Source organism: Streptomyces sp. IBSNAI002 (assembly GCF_052244475.1).
Lineage (GTDB): Bacteria > Actinomycetota > Actinomycetes > Streptomycetales > Streptomycetaceae > Streptomyces.
Window position 1 is genome coordinate 3,853,598 of the sequence record NZ_JBQPXG010000002.1, and the last position, 18,356, is coordinate 3,871,953.

An 18,356-nucleotide genomic window follows, 5' to 3' on the forward strand; every position below is an offset into this window, starting at 1 on the left:
GAAAGCGGGCATGTCCGTGAAGTGGGGCCGAACGGCCTCAGCCGGCCGGGACCTTCTCCGGGGCACCGCCCGGGGAGTTCTCCGCGAGCGTGGCCGGGTGCTCGGAACCGCCCTCGCGCTGCTCCATCGGGATCGACTTGCGAGGCATCATGAACATCACCGCGAAGATCACGAGCAGTACGCCCGCCACCCACCACAGCGCGCCGCGGAAGGCCTCGACGTACGGCGCGCCGAAGACCATGTCGTCGTCGATCAGCCCGAAGAAGACGACGGAGGTCAGTGCGAGGCCCAGCGCGTTGCCCATCTGGCCGGTGGTGTTGATCAGGCCGGAGGCGGAGCCCGCGTGCTCGCGCGGCACCTCGGACAGCGTCGTGTCGTTGAGCGGGGCCACGATCAGGCCCATGCCGATTCCCATCAGGACCAGCGGGGCGGCCATCTGCCAGGAGGTGATCCCCATGCCGTAGTGCTCGGACTCCCAGATGTAGAGGAGCAGGCCCGAGGCCATGATCAGCGCACCGGCCTGGAGCACCTTGCGGCCGAAGCGCGGCACGAGCTTCTGGACCGAGATGCCCGCTGCGCCGGAGACGGCGAGCGAGAAGGGGATGCCGGTGCAGCCGGCGCGCAGGGCGCTCCAGCCCAGGCCCATCTGCATGTACAGCGTCCAGACCAGGAAGAAGATGCCGGTCGCGATGCCGAAGGTGAGCTGGACGGCGATGCCGCCGGAGAAGCTCTTGACCTTGAAGAGGGAGAGCTCCACGAGCGGGGAGCCGTCCTTCTTGATCTTGTACTTCTCGTAGGCGATGAACGCGGCGAAGACGAACGGCGACGCGATCATGCAGAGGAAGCCCCACAGCGGCCAGTCGTGCTCGCGGCCCTGGGTGAGCGGGAAGATCAGCATCACCAGGGCGAGGGTCGCGAGGACGACACCCACGAGGTCGAGGCGCAGGGCCTTGGGGGCCTTGGACTCGCTGATGAACATGCGGCCGAGGATCACCGCCGCGATGCCGACCGGCAGGTTGATCAGGAAGATCGGGCGCCATTCGAGACCGAACAGGTTCCACTCGGTGAGCAGTGCGCCGAGCATCGGGCCCGAGACGGCGCCGAGGCCCACGACCGCGCCGAACATGCCGAAGACCTTGCCGCGCTCGTGCGGCGGGAAGCTCACGTGGATGATCGCCAGCACCTGCGGAACCATCATGGCGGCCATGCCACCCTGAAGGATGCGGGAGGCGACGAGCATCGAGGGGTTCTCGGCGATGCCGCAGAGCAGCGAGGCGACCGTGAAACCGCTGATGCCGATGAGGAAGACGCGCTTGCGGCCGTAGATGTCACCGAGACGGCCGCCGGTGATCAGGCCCGCGGCGAAGGCGAGCGCGTAGCCCGCGGTGATCCACTGGATCGCGCTGGTGGAGGCGCCGAGGTTCTGGCGCATGCTGGGTATCGCGATGTTGACGATCGTGACGTCGACCAGGTCCATGAAGGTCGCGGTCATCACGATGGCGAGCGCCAGCCAGCGGCGGCGGTCGGCGGGCGAGCCGGATACGTGGTGGGGCGCTTCGTTCCGCTCTTCTCGCACGGGCCCGTTCTCTCTTTCGGGCGATGTCTTGGACGTCTCGGTGCTCATGAAGAGAAACTTAGACAAGATCTAGGTCAGTTGGTGTCCTATTTCGCTGGCAACCTGGAACACATGACCGACACCCCGGCACGGCTGCTCTCCCTGCTGTCCCTCCTCCAGACCCCGCGCGAATGGCCCGGGAGCGAGCTCGCGGACCGGCTGCGGGTGAGCCCCCGTACGATCCGGCGCGACATCGAGCGGCTGCGGGAGCTGGGCTACCCGGTCGAGGCCACGCTGGGGGCGGAGGGCGGCTACCGGCTGGTGGCGGGGGCGGCGATGCCCCCGCTGCTCCTCGACGACGAGGAGGCGGTGGCGATCGCGGTGGGGCTGCGGGCGGGCGCCGGTCACGCGATCGAGGGGGTGGAGGAGGCCTCCGTACGGGCCCTGGCCAAGCTGGAGCAGGTGCTTCCGTCCCGGCTGCGGCACCGGGTCGGGGTGCTCCAGTCGGCCACGGTCGCACTGACCCGCGGCGACGGGCCGAGCGTGGCCCCGGGGACGCTGACGACGATCGCTTCGGCGGTGGCGGGGCCGGAGCGGCTGCGGTTCGCGTACGAGGCGGGGGACGGGGCCCGGTCGCGGCGGCTGGTGGAGCCGTACCGGCTGGTGAGCGCGTGGAGCCGCTGGTACCTGGTCGCCTACGACCTGGAACGGGAGGACTGGCGGACCTTCCGGGTGGACCGGGTGGGCGAGGCCTTCGCGACCGGGGCGCGGTTCACCCCCCGGGAACTGCCGATGGACCCGCAGGAGTTCGTCCGCCGGGGGCTGCGGGGGCGGCAGACGTACGCCGTGGAGGTCACCTTCGCGGCGGGGGCGGCGGAGCTGCCGCAGTGGCTGCGGGAGGGCGCGGTCGCCGATCCGGGCTCGGGCACGCGGGTGCGGTTCGAGAGCGGGGACACTCCGGAGTGGCTGGTGGCGCGGCTGGCGCTGACGGGGCTGGCGTTCACCGTGCGGGAGCCTGCCGTGCTGCGGGACGCGGCCGGGGCGCTGGCCGCGCGGCTCACGTCGGCGGCGGCCCCCTAGGGAGTGTCTGGCGGGTGTGGGGGGGAGACGGGGGGAGCCCCGGCACCTGGGGGGGATAGGTGCCGGGGCTCGTTCGGGGGGCTTCGGGCGGGCCGGGTCAGGCCACTGCGTCGAAGCCGGTGTCGCGGGCCATGCGCTTCAGTTCGAGCAGGGCGTGCTTCTCGATCTGGCGGATCCGCTCGCGGGTCAGGCCGTGCTGCTTGCCGACCTCGGTCAGCGTGCGCTCGCGGCCGTCGTCGATGCCGTACCGCATCTTGATGATCGACGCGGTGCGCTGGTCGAGCTTGCCGAGCAGGTCCTCCAGCTCCTCGCTGCGCAGCAGCGAGAGCACGGACTGCTCCGGCGAGATGGCCGAGGTGTCCTCGAGGAGGTCGCCGAACTGCGTGTCGCCGTCGTCGTCCACCGACATGTTCAGGCTGACCGGGTCGCGCGCCCAGTCCAGGACGTCGCCCACGCGCTTCTCCGTCGAGTCCAGCTCGGCGGCGATCTCGGCGTGTTCCGGGTCCCGGCCGTTCTCCCGGTTGAACTCGCGCTGCACCCGGCGGATCCGGCCGAGCTCCTCGACCAGGTGGACGGGGAGGCGGATGGTGCGGGACTGGTCGGCGATGGAGCGGGTGATGGCCTGGCGGATCCACCACGTGGCGTACGTGGAGAACTTGAAGCCCTTGGCGTAGTCGAACTTCTCGACCGCGCGGACCAGGCCGGCGTTGCCCTCCTGGATGAGGTCGAGGAGCGGCAGGCCGCTGCGCGGGTAGCGGCGGGCCACGGCCACGACGAGCCGCAGGTTGGAGCGGATGAAGACTTCCTTGGCGCGCTCGCCCTCGGCGGCCAGCGCCTCGAGCTCCTCGCGGGAGGGCGTCGTGCCCCCGCGCTCTATGGCCCCGTCGAGGATCTGCTGGGCGTAGACGCCCGCCTCGATGATCTGGGAGAGCTCCACTTCCTTGGCCGCGTCGAGCAGTGGGGTGCGCGCGATCTCGTCCAGGTACATGCCGACCAGGTCGCGGTCTGCGATCTCCCCGCCCACAGCGCGTGCGCTGCTCGTGGACTGACGACGGGCGACGGCGCGGGTTGCCATGCGTGCTCCCTTGCGATGAGTTCGGTCGCGGTGCGGCTGCCGGACGGCCACCCTGGCGGGGTGGTACGTCCCCGGACACTCTCCCGAGTGCCCGCTTCCGAAGGAAACAACGACTGGAATCGAGACAGAATTCCCACGTTGCTCCCTCTTTTTCCAGATCTTGCAGTATCCTGCCCCGCCACCAGCCGGGGCCGGGTGCTGCAAGACCCGAAGAGGTGCAGGTCAGGCCCGGAGCGGAGGCCGGTCCGGAACAGTGCCGCCCAGGGCCGCACTCCCACCCTGAAGACGACCCGCGCCGCCTTCTGGTTGCCTGGACGGACGATCGAATCGCTGGATACGTGACATCAGGACCATTGACCCCCAAACCGGATGACGCAGTGCGGGCCGCCACCCGTCCGGGTGAGGTTTCGGCATATACCTCTGGCATGGGAGCCCGACTCCCTAGCGTCAGAGAGTCGCTTGTGCCGTCCGGCCGGCGACGCCCACACTGAGAGGAGGTGCCACACATGACCGCTCTCGCCCACGAGACGCTGGAGGCCGTTATGCCGAAGGTCGCGACCCCCCCGTCGGACCTGGACGACGTCCTGTGGCAGGCATGGAAGGCCATGGAACTCCCCGAGGGCTACCGCGCCGAGATCGTCGAGGGGTTCATCGAGGTGTCACCCACGGGTCGCTACTCACACGGTCGGATCGCCAATCGCCTGCGCCGCGCCCTGGACAAGTTCCTGGACGGCGGCCAATTCGCCGCGCACCAGGACATGAACGTCATCCACAAGCGCAAGGTCTGGATCCCGGACGTCTTCATCACCCTGGAGGACGCCGAAGAGCACGTCACCGAGGACGGCCTCGGAATCGACGCCTCCGCGGTCGAGCTGATCGCGGAGGTGGTGTCACCCGGCAAGGAGACCCTCGAGCGCGACCGCGAACGCAAGCGGCGGGCGTACGCACGGGCGGGGATCCCCGTCTACGTGATCATCGACGACTTCGACGGACACGGCACCGTCAGCGTGCTGACCGGCCCCGTGCCGGGTGAGGCGCGGTACGCGTCCGAGGTCCGGATGCCCTACGGGACCGAGGTGATCGTTCCCGAGGGGCCCGCCAAGGGGTTCGTGATCGGCGAGGCGATCACCGGGGCCCTGCGGGCAGCTCCCTAGCCGAACTGGACGGAGCGCTTCGAGAGGCCCATCCAGAAGCCGTCCACCGTGTCGCGGCGGGTGGCGAGGTCGCCCGAGGCCTCCGCCGCGCCGAGCGTGACGAAGAGCGGGGCGAAGTGTTCCGTACGGGGGTGGGCCAGGCGACCCGAGGGGGACTTGGCCTCGAAGTCGAGCAGGGAGTCCAGGTCTCCGGCGGCGAGGGCCTCGTGGCCCCACGCGTCGAACTCGGCCGACCAGGCGGGCACGCCGGGGCCCGTGTGGCGCAGGGCGGCGAGGTTGTGGGTGAAGAAGCCGCTGCCGACGATCAGGACCCCCTCGTCGCGCAGGGGCGCGAGCTTGCGGCCGATGTCCATCAGGCGGCGCGGGTCGAGCGTCGGGAGGGAGATCTGCAGGGCCGGTATGTCGGCCTCCGGGAACATCTCCACCAGCGGGACGTACGCACCGTGGTCCAGCCCGCGGTCCGGTACGTCCTGGACGGGGGTGCCGGGGGCCTGGAGCAGCTTGCGGACGGAGTCGGCGAGCCGGGGAGCGCCCGGGGCCTCGTAGCGGACCTGGTAGTAGTGCTCGGGGAAGCCCCAGAAGTCGTAGACGAGCGGGACGGTGCGGGTGGCACCGAGGGCGAGCGGGGCCTCCTCCCAGTGGGCCGACACCATCAGGATCGCGGTGGGACGGGGCAGGGCGGCGGACCAGGCGGCCAGCTCCCCGGGCCAGACCGGGTCGTCCGCGAGCGGCGGTGCTCCGTGGCTGAGGTAGAGCGCCGGCATACGGGTCGGGGCGGGGGCGGTCATGGGGGCGCTCCTCGATCGTCGGTACGGGGTCGTGGTCCACTCCGCACGGGGTCGCCCGAAAAGACTAACCCCGCTTGGTTCAAATTTGAACCAAGCGGGGTGTTCAGTCATTCCCTGACGGGCGCTCCCGTCGCCGCCTGCGTCAGTGGGCGATCACCGGGACCTTGAACTCGCTGTCCTCGGCGGATCCGGAGCCGGAGGCCACCGGGCCGCCCGCGCCGGGACGGCCGGTCGTGATGAAGGTCAGCGCGATGGCCGCGCTGGCGACCAGGATGCCGACCGCCCACCAGATCGCGGAGGAGTACCCCTCGACCATGGCCTGGGCCTGGATCAGCTTCGCCGTCGCGCCGCCCGTCGCGGCCTCGGCCGCGTGGTCGGTCAGGTACGCGGTGGTCGCCGAGGCGGCGATCGTGTTCAGCAGCGCGGTGCCGATGGCGCCGCCGACCTGCTGCGAGGTGTTGACCATGGCGGAGGCGACGCCGGCGTCGGCCGGGTCCACCCCGTGCGTGGCCAGGGACATGGCCGGCATGAACGCCGTGCCCATGCCGAGGCCCAGCAGCAGCTGCGCCGGCAGGATCAGCGCCGGGTACGAGGACCCGACCTCGAGCTGGGTCAGCAGCAGCATGCCGGTGGCGGCGAGCAGGAAGCCCGGGCCCATCAGCAGGCGCGGCGCGACCCGGGTCATCAGCCGGGCACCGATCTGCGTGGAGCCCGTGATCATGCCCGCGATCATCGGCAGGAAGGCGAAGCCGGTCATGACGGGCGAGTAGCCCTTCACGACCTGCAGGTAGTAGGTGAGGAAGAGGAACAGGCCGAACATGGAGATGACGGCCAGGCCGAGCGAGAGGTAGACACCGCCGCGGTTGCGCTCCAGCAGGACGCGCAGCGGCAGCAGCGGGGACTTCACCTTGGACTCGACGAAGACGAACGCCGCCAGCAGCACCGCCGAGGCGATGAACATGCCCACGGTCAGGGCGTCCGACCAGCCGGCCGACTCGGCGCGGGTGAAGCCGTACACCAGCGAGACGAGGCCGAGGGTGGAGAGCACCACGCCGGGGATGTCGAGCGGGGCGCGGTTGCGGGAACCGGCGGCCTCGCGGATGACCATCCAGGCACCCACGGCCGCGACGATCGCGAAGGGGATGTTGACGAAGAAGGTCCAGCGCCAGTTCAGGTACTCGGTGAGGACCCCGCCGAGGATCAGGCCGACGGCGCCGCCGCCGCCCGCGATCGCGCCGTAGATGCCGAAGGCCTTGGCCCGCTCCTTGGCGTCGGTGAACATCACCGCGAGCAGGGAGAGGGCCGCCGGGGCGAGGAGCGCACCGAAGGCACCCTGGAGGGCGCGGGCGCCCAGCATCATGGCCTCGCCGTTCGCGGCGCCGCCCAGCGCGGAGGCCAGGGCGAAGCCGATGAGGCCGACGACGAAGGCGTTCTTGCGGCCCCACTTGTCGGCGATGCGGCCGCCGAAGAGGAGCAGTCCGCCGAAGGCCAGCGCGTACGCGGTGATGACCCACTGGCGGTTGCCGTCGGAGATGCCGAGGTCGGTCTGGGCGGAGGGGAGGGCGATGTTCACGATCGTCGCGTCGAGGACGACCATCAGCTGTGCCAGGGCTATGAAGACGAGCGCCTTCCAGCGGCTGGGGTCGGCGGCCAGCTGCGGCGGTGTCGCGGCTGTTTTCGGCATGGGGGTACCCAATTTCGCTGTGCTGTGCGGAATGACTGAATAGACCGGAAAAGGCTTATGAGGGCCCTCTGGGTGCGTCACATGGTTTTCTTCCTCAGGTCTTCGAAGGTGGCGGCCGAACCGGGCAGCTCGGAGCGGGCCGGAGACCGCAACCCGTCGAGGAAGAGCTGGAGATGACGGTGGACGAACTGGTCCGCGTCGAGGCAGGCGATGCCGGGCAGCGGGCGGCTGAGCTGGGAGAGGGCGACCATCAGGTCGCCGACGCCGATGTCCGTGCGGACCAGCCCGGCCTCCTGGCCGCTGGACAGCAGGGTTTCGACGCCGGCCTCCAAGGCACTGCGGGCCGCGAGGAGTTCGGGGTGCTCGCGGTCGAAGTCGCCGCCGAGCATGGTGCACAGGGCGCCGATCCGCTCGTCGGCGGCGGCGTGCGTGAACCGGCACAGCGCGGCGAAGGCGTCGGGCCCTTCGGCGAGCGCGGCCTCGGCCTGCGCGCCGACCCGGCCCATCACGTAGAGCACGACGTGGTGCACGAGCGTGGGGCGGTCGGGGAAGTGGCGGTACACGGTGGCGTTGCCGATGCCCGCCCGGCGGGCGACCTCGTCGAAGGCGGCCGTGGAGCCGAACTCGACGAACGCCTCCCGGGCCGCCACGAGGATCCGCTCGCGGTTGCGGACGGCGTCGGCACGCGGGCGCGGAACCGCGCCGGTGTCCGCCTTGGGCGCCGCCAGGTCCACGGCCGCTCCCGGGACGGGCAGGTCCGCCGGGGCGGTGGTGCTGGGGCGCTTCATTCCGGGCCTCCCTGGCGCGGTGAGTCGTACGGCGCACCCTCCAAACGGGGAGCCGGTCCCCACTTCGTGGGACTCACGTACAAACGGGGATCCGATCCCCGGTTATTTCACTCCTCCGTGTGACCTGAGTCACATGTCGATTCCCGTTCGGCCTCCTCCGGCGCGCGGGCGCGCCGCAGCCGTCGGAGGGTGACGAACAGAGCGCAGTCCGCAGAGGGCCGGCTGCCGCGGACCCGAAGGCGATCTCCATGCCGCAGACCCGCCAGCGGATACGCAGATCCCGCCGTACCAGCGCGTTCATCGGCCTGACCGCGCTGGCCCTCGCCGTCACGGCGACGGCGAGCACGGGGATATCCGGCGGCAGCCACTCGGCGGCCGGGCCCGTGGCCACGACGGTCGAATCGGCGCTCGCGCCCTGCCGGATCGCCGGCACGATGGGCGTGCAGATGTCCGAGGGCATGCCGACGCCGCCCGGGTACGCGCGCTCGACCGGCGAGGTCAAGGCGCTCAACCTGATGATCGACTTCCCCGACGCCAAGGGCGAGGGCACGGCCCTGGACCGGATGGCGGAGTTCTTCCCCCAGACCTCCAACTGGTTCCGGACCAGCTCCTACGGCCGGCTCAGCTACCGGGCCGAGGCACCGGTACGGACATGGCTGCGGATGCCGATGCCCTTCGCGGCGTACGGGATCGAGCGCGGGTCCGCGTACGAACCGGGCTACCGGCAGCTGGTCGAGCACATCGCGAAGGCCGCCGACGCCGAGGTGGACTTCGCCAAGTACGACCTGGTCAACATCCTGGTCACGCCGAACGCCGGGCCGTCCGCCCTGGACACCGTCCTGTCGGTGACCTTCTCGGGCAACGGCGAGGCGCCGGTCGCCGACGGGGTGCCGCTCGCCAACACGTCCTTCGTCTACAGCCGGCAGGACGACGGCTCCGGCACCTACCGGGAGACCGGCTACCGGGTCCTGCCGCACGAGAACGGGCACGTCTTCGGGCTGCCCGACCTGTACACCTCCGACGGCGGCGGCACGGTCGGGCACTGGGACATCATGAGCGAGGACTGGGGCTCCAACAACGACCTGCTGGGCTGGCACAAGTGGAAGCTGGGCTGGCTGGACGGCACGCAGATCAGCTGTGCGTCGAAGTCCGGCGCCAGCGACCACGTGCTGTCGCCGCTGGCGGTCGCGGGCGGGACGAAGCTGGCCTTCGTGCCCCTGTCGGAGAGCGCCGGGTACGCGGTGGAGGTCCGCACGCAGGCCGGGAACGACGAGGCCGTCTGCAAACCCGGTGTCCTCATCTACAAGGTGGACTCCGACGTGGACACCGGGCAGGGTCCGGTGACGGTCTCGGACAGCAGGGGCCAGAGCGGCGGCTGCACCCGGCGGCCCAATGTGCACGCGGAGCTGTCGGACGCGCCGTTCCGGCCGGGCGAGACGTTCACCGACGAGAAGGCGGGCATCAGCGTCTCGGTGGTGGGCGAACTGCGCAACGGCAGCTACCAGGTCCGGATCATCCGGCCCTGACGTCGCGGAGGGGTGCGCGGGAGACGTTCGCGGGGAGAACTGCGGACCCTCGTCCCGGCAGGTCCCGACCTCCGGCCCCCTCGCCCCGGCGTCCGGCAGGCGAGGGTGGAAGGCGCAGGCATGCCATGAGGGAACACGAGGGAGGGAGGGAGCCGCGGTGAAGGCCTTCGTGCTGCACCGGACCGGCAAGGCCGCCGTGGCCCACCGTCCGGTGCCGCGGCCGCGGCCCGGGGAGGTCCTCGTACGGACCACGGCGGCGCTGCTGTGCGCCTGGGACGGACACACGGCGGCCCGTGCGCCCGGTGGCGGCGGTGCCTCCGGTGCCTCCGGTGCCTCCGGTGCCTGCGGGCTGCTCGGACACGAGGCGGTCGGCGTGGTGGCCGCCGTCGGGAACGGCGTCGCGGACGACCTCGTGGGCCGGCGGGTCGCGGCCGAGGGGCACGGTCCGCTCGCCGAGTACTTCCGCCTGCCCGCCGTCGGCGCCGGGCTGACCGCCCTGCCGGACACGATCACCGACCACCAGGCCCTGTACGCGGCAGGGGCGCTGGCCACGGGCTTCGCCACCGCCGAGGGCGCGGCCCTGCCGGCCGGCGCCGCGGTCGCCGTCTTCGGCCAGGGCGCGGTCGGCCTGAGCGCCGCGGTCGCGTGCCGGCGGCTCGGGGCCGCGCGGGTCATCGCGGTGGAACCGGAGATCAAACGGCAGCGCCTCGCGCTGCGCTTCGGGGCGGACGTGGTGGTGGACCCGGCCTACGAGGACTCCGCGGAGCGGATCCTGGAGCTGACCGGCGGCGCGGGCGTGGACACCGCGATCGTGGCCACCGGTGCGGCCGGGGCCCGGACGGCCGCGTACCGGGGCATCGGGCGCGGCGGGCGGGTCGCCTTCGCGCGGTGCCGGCCGGCGGAGGGGCGCGGCGGGCACCGGCTGGGGCGGATGCTGCGGCTGATCGGGGACGGCGAGGTGGACCCGGTCGGGATCACCACGCACGAGTTCCCCTTCGACCGCGTCGAGGAGGCCCACCGGCGCCTCGCGGCCGCCGAACCGGGCATGATCAAGCCACTGGTCCTCTTCCCCGCCCCTGTTGCGGAGCCGGCGCGCGTCTAGGGTGGGCGCATGGAGTCCTACACCATCGGGCAGGCCGCGCGTCTGCTGGGCGTGAGCGTCGACACCGCCCGGCGGTGGGCGGACGCCGACCGCTTCCCCACCCGCCGGGACGGCAAGCGCCGCATCGTCGACGGCCCCGACCTGGCGGCGTTCTGCGTCGAGGCCGCGCAGGAGGCCTCGTCCGCCCAGGAGGCGGACGCCCCGTACACCTCGGCCCGCAACGCCTTCCCCGGCATCGTGACCGGGATCAGGCTCGGCGATGTCGCGGCCCAGGTCGAGGTCCAGGCCGGGCCGCACCGCGTGGTGTCCCTGCTGACCCGGGAGGCCGTCGAGGAGCTGGGCCTGGAGGTCGGCATGCGGGCCACCGCCCGGGTGAAGTCGACCAGCGTGCACATCGACCGCGACTGAGGCCGCGGGCGGCCGGGGGCCTGTACCCCGGGCCCCGGGCCCCCGGAGCGCAGAAGGCGGCGGGGCCCGGCACCTGATGGTGCCGGGCCCCGCCGCCGTTTCGTACCGGACGGATCAGACCTTGCGCTCACCCGGCCCGGGGGCCGGCATGACGAACGCCGTGAAGATGATCTGCGTCGCGAACATCGCCACGGTGAGCAGACCGCCGCCGAAGAACAGGAAGATCGTCATCGGCAGCAGGCACAGCATGCTCGCGGTGAACCGGAACTGCAGCGGGTCACCCTTCCTGAGCCGGGCGATCAGCAGGAGCAGGAAGACCGTCACCCCGCCGATCGCGGCCAGGAAGCCGGGGAGCTCCCTCATGAAGACGAGGAAGGACTCCCCGAAGGACAGCACGCGGCCCTCGTACCCCGTGGCGCGCGGGGCCACCGCCGAGGCGACGGTCCAGCCCACCGCGAAGGTCGGCACGTAGCGGAGCGCGCAGACCAGGAGCCACCAGTACCAGCTGTCCCGCCGGCCGCTGCCGCCGACCGGGCGGGTGCCGCCCGGGCGGCCGGCACCGGTCATGAGCATCCCTTCGTGCAGAGGTCGTTCATCCACGTACGGTCCATATTGGTCCAGATCGGGAGGGACGGCAGACCGCTGGTGTGGGCCATGTCGTCATGGGCGATCCGCTGGGCCCCCTGGCCCTGGCGGTACTGGGTCACCGTCATGTCGGGGTACTTGTCCCCGGTCCTGCGCACCATGCCCTCGTTCGGCGCGATGGTCAGGTGGCCGTCGACCGAGCCCACCGGCATCAGCGGCTGCACGGCGTGCAGGTCCACCTCCAGGGTGTTCGAGTCGCTCTTGCGCGCCTCGATGATGTTGCGCGTCAGCAGCGTGGAGTACGAGTTCGATCCCTCGTTGCCCCAGATCTTGAGCGCGGGCAGCATCTCCGACTTCACGTACTCGGCCTTGTTGCCGCCGCCCATACCGAGCGAACCGCCCGAGTACTTGACCTTGGGAGCCGTGTGCGAGGGCGCCACCGTGAAGCTGACGTTGCCGCTCGCGGTGTCCCAGAAGACCAGCATCCGGTACGGCGCGCTCGGGTCGGTCGAGTAGCTGCGGTCGTCGCCGATCAGGGCGCCGAGCATGGCGTCCTTGGTGTGGATGAAGAAGCTCACCACGATGACGCCGCGGTCCTCGCCCGCGCCCACGTTGCCGGTCCAGCGCTGGGAGCCCTTCTCCCTCGCACCGTACGCGGCCCGCCAGGCGGACCCGTAGGAACCGGAGGCCTTCATGCCGCGCTCGATGGTGTGCCGCGCGGTGTTCTGCGCCTTGACGCGCTTGTAGGTCTCCTTCACGAACTCGGGGATCGGCCGCACGATCGGCGGGAAGCCGCCGAAGAACTGGCCGCTGGGGTCACTGGCGGTGACCGGCGCGTTGTTGGCGTACGCGTAGGCGTTCAGCTGCTGCGGGTCGTTCGGGTCCATGACCGGGTCCACCGAGATGAACCGGCCGTTGGCCGCGTCGTACTCGCGCGCGTTCAGGTGCACCAGGCCGGTGGAGGCGTCGTTGGTGCCTCCCACGAAGCCCTTCTCCCCCGCCCAGGTGCCGGCGGCCGGCTGTGCGCCGCGCGCCGTGCCGAACGGCGTCTGGTTGCGCCGCTTGTAGTCCATCGACATCGCGTCCACCTGCACCTCGTCGGTGTTGTGGTGGTCGCCCAGCAGGTACGCCAGCTTGCCGTCCGAGGTGGCCACGATCGTGGACTGCCCGGCCTTGTAGTAGCGGACGCCGCTCACCTTGGCCGTGGCCACGGTCAGCGTGAGCTCCTGGTTGCCCAGGTACAGGGTGATCTTGTCCGCGTCCTTGCGCAGCAGGCGGTTGCCGTTCGCGTCGTAGACGAAGGAGGACGTCTTGCCGCCGACGGTGGACGTGGCCATGTGGCCCTCGGCGTCCCAGGTCAGCTTCTGGTCGCCCTGCGCGGTGACCCGGCGGGTCGTGTAGCCCGACGCGTCGTACTCGAAGGAGTCCTCGCGGGCGCCGGGGCCGGTCGTGGAGACCTTGTCCAGGGCGTGCGGCCGGTTCGCGCCCGGCTGCGGGTAGGCGGAGTTGCGGGTGACGTCCTTGGCGGGGTCGCCCGCCGGGTCGTGCTTGACCTCCTGGGTGCGGTTGCCCACGGCGTCGTAGGTGTACGAGTACCAGTACGGGTCCACCCCGCCGACCTTCGGCTTGGTGGGCGTTCCGGCCGTCGGCTTGAGCGCGCAGGCGTCCGTGGACGCCCAGGCGTGCGTCATGCGGCGCGCGTAGTCGTAGGTGAAGCACTGGTCGTCCGCGACGGTCTTGTCGTCGCGGTCGTTGCGGATCCGGGTGACGTTGCCCGCGGGGTCGTAGCCGTAGACCTTGTTGTCGATGGTCTGCGGGCCGCTCGCCTCGCGGTCGTTGAGGACGCTGCTGAGCCGGCGGGTGTGGTCCTCGTAGGTGTACGTCTGGACCATGCGGCCGCCGATGTCGCCCAGGACCGTCTGGAGGACCTCACCGAAGGGCGAGTACTGGCTGCCCAGCGAGTAGACGTCGGTGCCGTTGCCGACCGAGGTCGGCAGGCCGAACTCGGTGTAGCCGTTGCGCACCGTCTCGGCGGCGAGGCCGCCGCCGGCCGGATAGGCGGTCGTGGCGGTGAGGCCGGTGGTCGGGGTGAAGGTGGTGGAGAAGGTGTAGCTTCCCGCCAGCTTGCCCTCGGCGCCCGGGACGGTGACCGTCGAGCCGGTGGCCCGGCCGCCCGCGTCGTAGCCCTTGACCGCGGTGGTGTAGGCGTTGCCCTTCTCGTAGCGCGTCGAGGAGGTCAGCTTGCCGACGCCGCCCGGCAGGGTGTCGTAGACCCACTCGGCGAGCTTCTCGCCGGTGGTGGTGTTGTCCTTGAACGTGGCGGTGCGGCGGCCCAGTTCGTCGTAGCGGTGGGCGACCTTGACGCCGCGGGCGTCGGTGGTGGTGGCCACCTTGCCGTCGGCGGTGTAGGTGTTGTCGACCGCGCCCTTGTCGGGGTCGGTGGTCTTCACCTGGTTGCCGCGCCGGTCGTAGTCCGTGGTCCATGCGTTGCCGGCCGCGTCCACGAGGCGCGTGATGCGGTCGTCCGCGTCGTACGTGTACGTGAGGGACTCGTACGCGGAGGCCGGGGCGCCGAGGACGGGGTTGCCGTCCTTGTACTGGCGCAGCTCGGCGACCTTGTCCTGCGCGTTGTACAGGGCGAGGGACGCGGTCCCGCCCTGCGGCGGGACGGTGGCGACCCAGTTGCCGCCGTAGGTGGTGGAGGAGCGCCACTTCTCGACGCCCTTGGAGAGGGTGATCGCGGCCGTGACGCGGCCCTGGCCGTCGAACTCCGTGACGGTCTGGGTGGGGATCTGGTTGTCGGCGACGGACAGCAGGACGGTGGCCGACGGCTGGTCGTTGTAGTACTCGCCGTTGGTCTTGTACTCGCGGCCCTGGCTGTCGAAGAAGGTGTCCTTCACCAGCCGGCCGGTGCCGCCGTGGGCGTCGGTCTGCGTCTGGCGCTTGCGCAGCAGGCCGTCGTACAGGGTGATCGCCGAGCGGTACTTGCCGTTCTCCAGCAGGGTCTTCGAGGTGACGGCCGTCGGCGCGTTGTTGCGCGTCAGGTAGTCGAAGGTGACGTCGGCCGGCTGGGTGGTGTCACGGCCGGGCCGCCAGGCGGCGGTGAGCTGGCCGAGGGCGTTGTACTTCTGGCGGGTGATGCGGCCGGAGACGTCGGTGGCGTCGAGCGGCAGGCCTCGCAGGCCGTCGAAGGTGGTGACGGTGGTCTGCGCCTTGGCGTTGGTCGCCGTGGTCTTGGTGGGCTGGGCGCCGGTCGCCGGGGTGTAGGCGGTGCTGGTCTTGTTTCCGGCGGCGTCCGTCTGCTCCAGCGGACGGCCGTACGCGTCGAACTTGCCGGTGCTGACGGTGGCGAACACCGGCGTGGCGCCGTCGTACCGCTCGAGCTCCTCGACCTTGGTCGGGTGGCCCTGCCCGCTGACCGGGCCGGTTCCGTGCGCCTTGGAGTCGTACGAGGTACGGACCTCGGTCAGGGTGTTCGCCGGGGTGGCCGGGGTGGCGCAGACGGCCGAGGTCCGCTGGACGGTCGCCGGGTAGGAGAGCATCCAGTTCGCCGTGTCGGCGGCGGCGAAGGTGGTGCGGGTGCACATCTCGTCACCGGAGACGGCGAGGTCGCCCTCGTCCGACACGCTGGTGACCTGGCCGTACTGGTCGAAGCCGGTGCCCGACCGGGTGGTCCGCCAGTTCCCCGGGGAGAGCAGGAGGTAGCCCGTCTGCGTGTCCTGGTTGGTCTGGTGGGCCTTCAGGTCCGTGGTGCCGGCGCGGGTCTGGCTCGCGGTCTCGCGGGACCAGGGCTTGGCGACGGCGGTCGCGGTGATGGTCCCGCCGGTGCCGTCCTTGTCGTAGTCCGAGGTCTCCAGGGTCATGCCGGCGTACTGCTCGGCGTCGGTGAACGCGTTCCCGAAGGAGTCGGTCACCTGGGCCCCGGCGATGCCCCGCAGGTAGCGGGCCTCGGTGAGCTTCTTGTTGGCGGTGCCGGTCCGGGTACGGACCTTGCCCCAGCCGCGGAAGTCGCTGAAGGCGCGGTGCTTGTCGAGGGTGAACTCGTTGGTGTCCTTGGCCCAGGCGACGCCGCCGAGGTACTCGTACTCGGTGACCGAGGCCGTGGAGCCGGCCACCTTGTCGTTCTCGGTGATCTTGGTGACGGCGTACTTGTGGAAGAAGTCCTTCACCGGCTCGCTGCCGCCGTCGGGCGTCCACCAGTTGGGGTAGCAGCGCTTGGTGTTGGTGGCGTCCGGCGCCGGGGTCTGCCCGGCCACGCACTCGGCGGCCGAGTACGAGACGAGGACGTCGGAGCCGGTCTCGCTGCTGATCCGGGTGATGCGGAACTTGTTCAGCGGCGGACGGCCCTCGGCGGCGTCCACGCGGTTGGCCATCAGGGTGCCGCCGAAGTCGACCTTGGGCAGCGTCACCGGGGTGGTGCCGGCCTTGCCGGTGCGCGTGACGTTGGACAGCCACAGGCCGTTGCCGCCGGCGTCACCGGTGTCCGGGAACTGCTGTCCCAGGGTCCAGCCGTCGATGTCCTGGTACGCGCCGCCCTTGAGGACCTGGGTGGAGACGCTGGTCAGGCGCTTCTTGGACCAGAAGCTCGGGGCGCCGTTGATGCAGTCCTTGTTCAGCTCGCACTGCTGGTCGACGGGGGTGTCGGGCCAGTTGTCGGCGTGCGCCTTGTCGAAGGCGCAGTCGGTGGCGGTGCCCAGACAGCGGTCGGAGACACCGAAGTTGACCTTGGCCGGGGCGCTCGCGGCGTAGACCTGGCCGGCACGGTGGCCGTACTCGATGCGGGTGAGGTAACCGCCGCGGTCGTAGGTGGCGGAGCCCTTGGGCATGGTGGTCATGCCCGCCGAGTTCTTCGCGTAGACGTTCTTCTCCTTGTCGTAGAAGAACGCCATCGCGTTGCCGTGCGGGTCGACCACGTAGTCCAGGTTCCAGCGCCAGCCCTGGTCCTTGACGGAGTTCGCGAACGAGGTGCCGTGGCCCGGCTCGCCGGCGTGGTTGCCGAAGACCGGCACGGTGAGCGTCGAGTCGGTCTCCTCCTTGCCGGTGGTCCAGCCGGGCAGGCGGTTCTTGCCGAACCAGTACTGGGTGCCGTCGGCGGTGGTGACGCGCCAGTGCTCGTTGTTGTCGTCGCCGTTGGCGGTGTCGGTGGCGCTGCCGGTCAGCTGCTCGACGCGCGAACCGTCGTCCTTGGCGGACTTCCAGGCGCCGGTCGTGGCGTCCTTGACGAGCGGTGTGTTCTGCCCGTTGAGGGACAGCACCGCGTTCTCGGACTTCCAGCAGACGTCGCCGGTCTTCTCCGGGGCGTTGGTCCCGCTGCCCTTGTCGTCGCGGCAGCCCATGTACTGGCGCTCGATGAAGCCCATCTCCATCGACCAGCCCTCGCCGACCCAGGAGGGCTGGCTGTTGGCGGAGGCCGTACGGCCGTCCACGGCCGAGGAGTTGTAGCTGAGGGCGACCTTCGGCCCCAGGGGGCCCGGCACCGGAGGCATGGCCATCGGGTACGACCAGGCGAACCCGCCGTGGTTGCCGCCCGCGGTCCAACTGCCGGACGGGGACAGCGAGGTGGCCTTGAAGTCACCGGCCGCGCCGTCCGGGGCGGCGGCGGCCGCGAGGACGGTGCCACCGGCGAAGGCCATGGCATCAGCGGCCATCGGGGCGGCCATCGCGGCCGGCGCCTCGGCGCCGGCGGCCTTGGCGGCCTTGGCGGCCTTGGCGGCCTTGGCGTCCGGGGCCACGTCGACCTCGGCGGTCAGGACCCCGGTGGCGGCGTCGTTGTGCGTGACGAGGGGCTTGAAGGCCTTGCACTCGGGCTTGTCGGGCGTGGTGAGGGCACACGCCGGGAGCTGCACGAGCCGGAGCCGGGAGCCCCAGTCGGCTCCGTAGGCGTGGCGGAATCCGGTGTAGTCGAGCTGCACGGAGGCACGTCCGGCGGCGTTCTCGCCGTCGGTGCGGCTGACGGTGAGCAGGACACCGTCGATACCGGCCTTCGCCGCGGCCTTCTGGTCCTCGACCTTGACGTGCAGCTTCTCGGGGGCGCTGGCCTCCGGCGTGCGGCCCTGCGGGGCGGCGGACTTGCCGGGCGCCGCGGCCTTGGCGTTCGACGGCGCACCCAGGGGCGGCGCGGCCGGCGGTGCGGCCGGCGGCGCGGTCAGCGGGGCGACCGCGACCGGGAGGCCCTTGACGGGGGTGTGGGCGGGGCCCGGTATCCCGTCGGCGTTCGGGCCGTCGGCCAGTGACCGGGCGGCGGGGGCGGGTGCGCCGAGCACGGCGTCGCCCTCCGCGGCGGCCGGCCAGCTGACCTTCTTCCGCTTCCAGGGCTTCTTGTCGGTCTCGCTGACCGGTGACGTGCCGCGCTTGCCGAACGCGGCGCCCTTCACCGAGCCGGTCTTCTGGACCGCGCGCGGCTCGAATCCGTCCAGCCCCTCGGCCGACGGTCCCCCCTCGGGAACGCACGACACCAGCAGGGCTCCGCAGAGCACCGCACTGACGACGCCCGCGCCTTGGCGCAGCAGCTTTCCTCCGCGGGATGAAGAACTTCCCCGCCCCCTTGGCGTCCCGTGTGCAGAACGGGAAGCCCCCACCGTGAATCTCATCACGCCGAAACAACTCCATGT

Annotated in this window: 12 protein-coding genes; 5 read left to right on the plus strand and 7 right to left on the minus strand. The window is 71.3% G+C overall.

Going from position 1 to position 18,356, the window contains the following annotated elements; all coding sequences use genetic code 11:
* Positions 1-37 precede the first annotated feature (37 nt).
* Positions 38-1,624, minus strand: a complete 1,587-nt coding sequence (locus ACTVZO_RS18640) for an MFS transporter (RefSeq protein WP_443299463.1) — start codon at positions 1,622-1,624, stop codon at positions 38-40.
* A gap of 63 nt (positions 1,625-1,687) precedes the next feature.
* On the opposite strand from ACTVZO_RS18640, the gene ACTVZO_RS18645 reads away from it, so the two are divergent.
* Positions 1,688-2,635: a helix-turn-helix transcriptional regulator gene (locus tag ACTVZO_RS18645; RefSeq protein ID WP_443299464.1), complete on the plus strand. Its 948-nt coding sequence runs from the start codon at positions 1,688-1,690 to the stop codon at positions 2,633-2,635.
* Between the two features lie 97 nt (positions 2,636-2,732).
* On the opposite strand, the gene ACTVZO_RS18650 is transcribed toward ACTVZO_RS18645, so the two are convergent.
* Positions 2,733-3,710: a sigma-70 family RNA polymerase sigma factor gene (locus ACTVZO_RS18650; protein WP_443299465.1), complete on the minus strand. Its 978-nt coding sequence runs from the start codon at positions 3,708-3,710 to the stop codon at positions 2,733-2,735.
* A gap of 506 nt (positions 3,711-4,216) precedes the next feature.
* Here ACTVZO_RS18650 and ACTVZO_RS18655 point away from each other — a divergent pair.
* Entirely contained in the window at positions 4,217-4,864 is a 648-nt protein-coding gene (locus ACTVZO_RS18655; RefSeq protein WP_443299466.1) for a Uma2 family endonuclease, read from the plus strand.
* On the opposite strand, the gene ACTVZO_RS18660 is transcribed toward ACTVZO_RS18655, so the two are convergent.
* The 3 genes from ACTVZO_RS18660 to ACTVZO_RS18670 all read right to left on the minus strand — a co-directional run bounded on the left by ACTVZO_RS18660 (position 4,861) and on the right by ACTVZO_RS18670 (position 8,124).
* Entirely contained in the window at positions 4,861-5,652 is a 792-nt protein-coding gene (locus ACTVZO_RS18660) for a dioxygenase family protein (protein WP_443299467.1), read from the minus strand. The genes ACTVZO_RS18655 and ACTVZO_RS18660 overlap by 4 nt on opposite strands.
* A gap of 142 nt (positions 5,653-5,794) precedes the next feature.
* Positions 5,795-7,336, minus strand: a complete 1,542-nt coding sequence (locus tag ACTVZO_RS18665; RefSeq protein ID WP_443299468.1) for an MFS transporter — start codon at positions 7,334-7,336, stop codon at positions 5,795-5,797.
* Between the two features lie 77 nt (positions 7,337-7,413).
* Positions 7,414-8,124, minus strand: a complete 711-nt coding sequence (locus ACTVZO_RS18670; RefSeq protein ID WP_443299469.1) for a TetR/AcrR family transcriptional regulator — start codon at positions 8,122-8,124, stop codon at positions 7,414-7,416.
* A 248-nt stretch (positions 8,125-8,372) separates the two neighbouring features.
* On the opposite strand from ACTVZO_RS18670, the gene ACTVZO_RS18675 reads away from it, so the two are divergent.
* The 3 genes from ACTVZO_RS18675 (at position 8,373) to ACTVZO_RS18685 (ending at position 11,160) form a co-directional block, all read left to right on the plus strand.
* On the plus strand, positions 8,373-9,650 hold the full coding sequence (locus ACTVZO_RS18675) for a M6 family metalloprotease domain-containing protein (RefSeq protein ID WP_443299470.1): 1,278 nt from the start codon (positions 8,373-8,375) through the stop codon (positions 9,648-9,650).
* Between the two features lie 157 nt (positions 9,651-9,807).
* Complete coding sequence (locus ACTVZO_RS18680; protein WP_443299471.1) at positions 9,808-10,752, plus strand: zinc-binding dehydrogenase; 945 nt, start codon at positions 9,808-9,810, stop codon at positions 10,750-10,752.
* A gap of 9 nt (positions 10,753-10,761) precedes the next feature.
* The gene (locus ACTVZO_RS18685; RefSeq protein WP_443299472.1) at positions 10,762-11,160 is read left to right on the plus strand and encodes a TOBE domain-containing protein; all 399 of its coding nucleotides are present in this window, start codon (positions 10,762-10,764) and stop codon (positions 11,158-11,160) included.
* 114 nt (positions 11,161-11,274) lie between these two features.
* On the opposite strand, the gene ACTVZO_RS18690 is transcribed toward ACTVZO_RS18685, so the two are convergent.
* Both ACTVZO_RS18690 and ACTVZO_RS18695 read right to left on the minus strand, forming a co-directional pair.
* Entirely contained in the window at positions 11,275-11,727 is a 453-nt protein-coding gene (locus ACTVZO_RS18690; protein ID WP_443299473.1) for a hypothetical protein, read from the minus strand.
* Positions 11,724-18,200: an RHS repeat-associated core domain-containing protein gene (locus ACTVZO_RS18695; protein ID WP_443299474.1), complete on the minus strand. Its 6,477-nt coding sequence runs from the start codon at positions 18,198-18,200 to the stop codon at positions 11,724-11,726. Before ACTVZO_RS18695 ends, ACTVZO_RS18690 begins: the two co-directional genes overlap by 4 nt.
* Between the last annotated feature and the right edge of the window lie 156 nt (positions 18,201-18,356).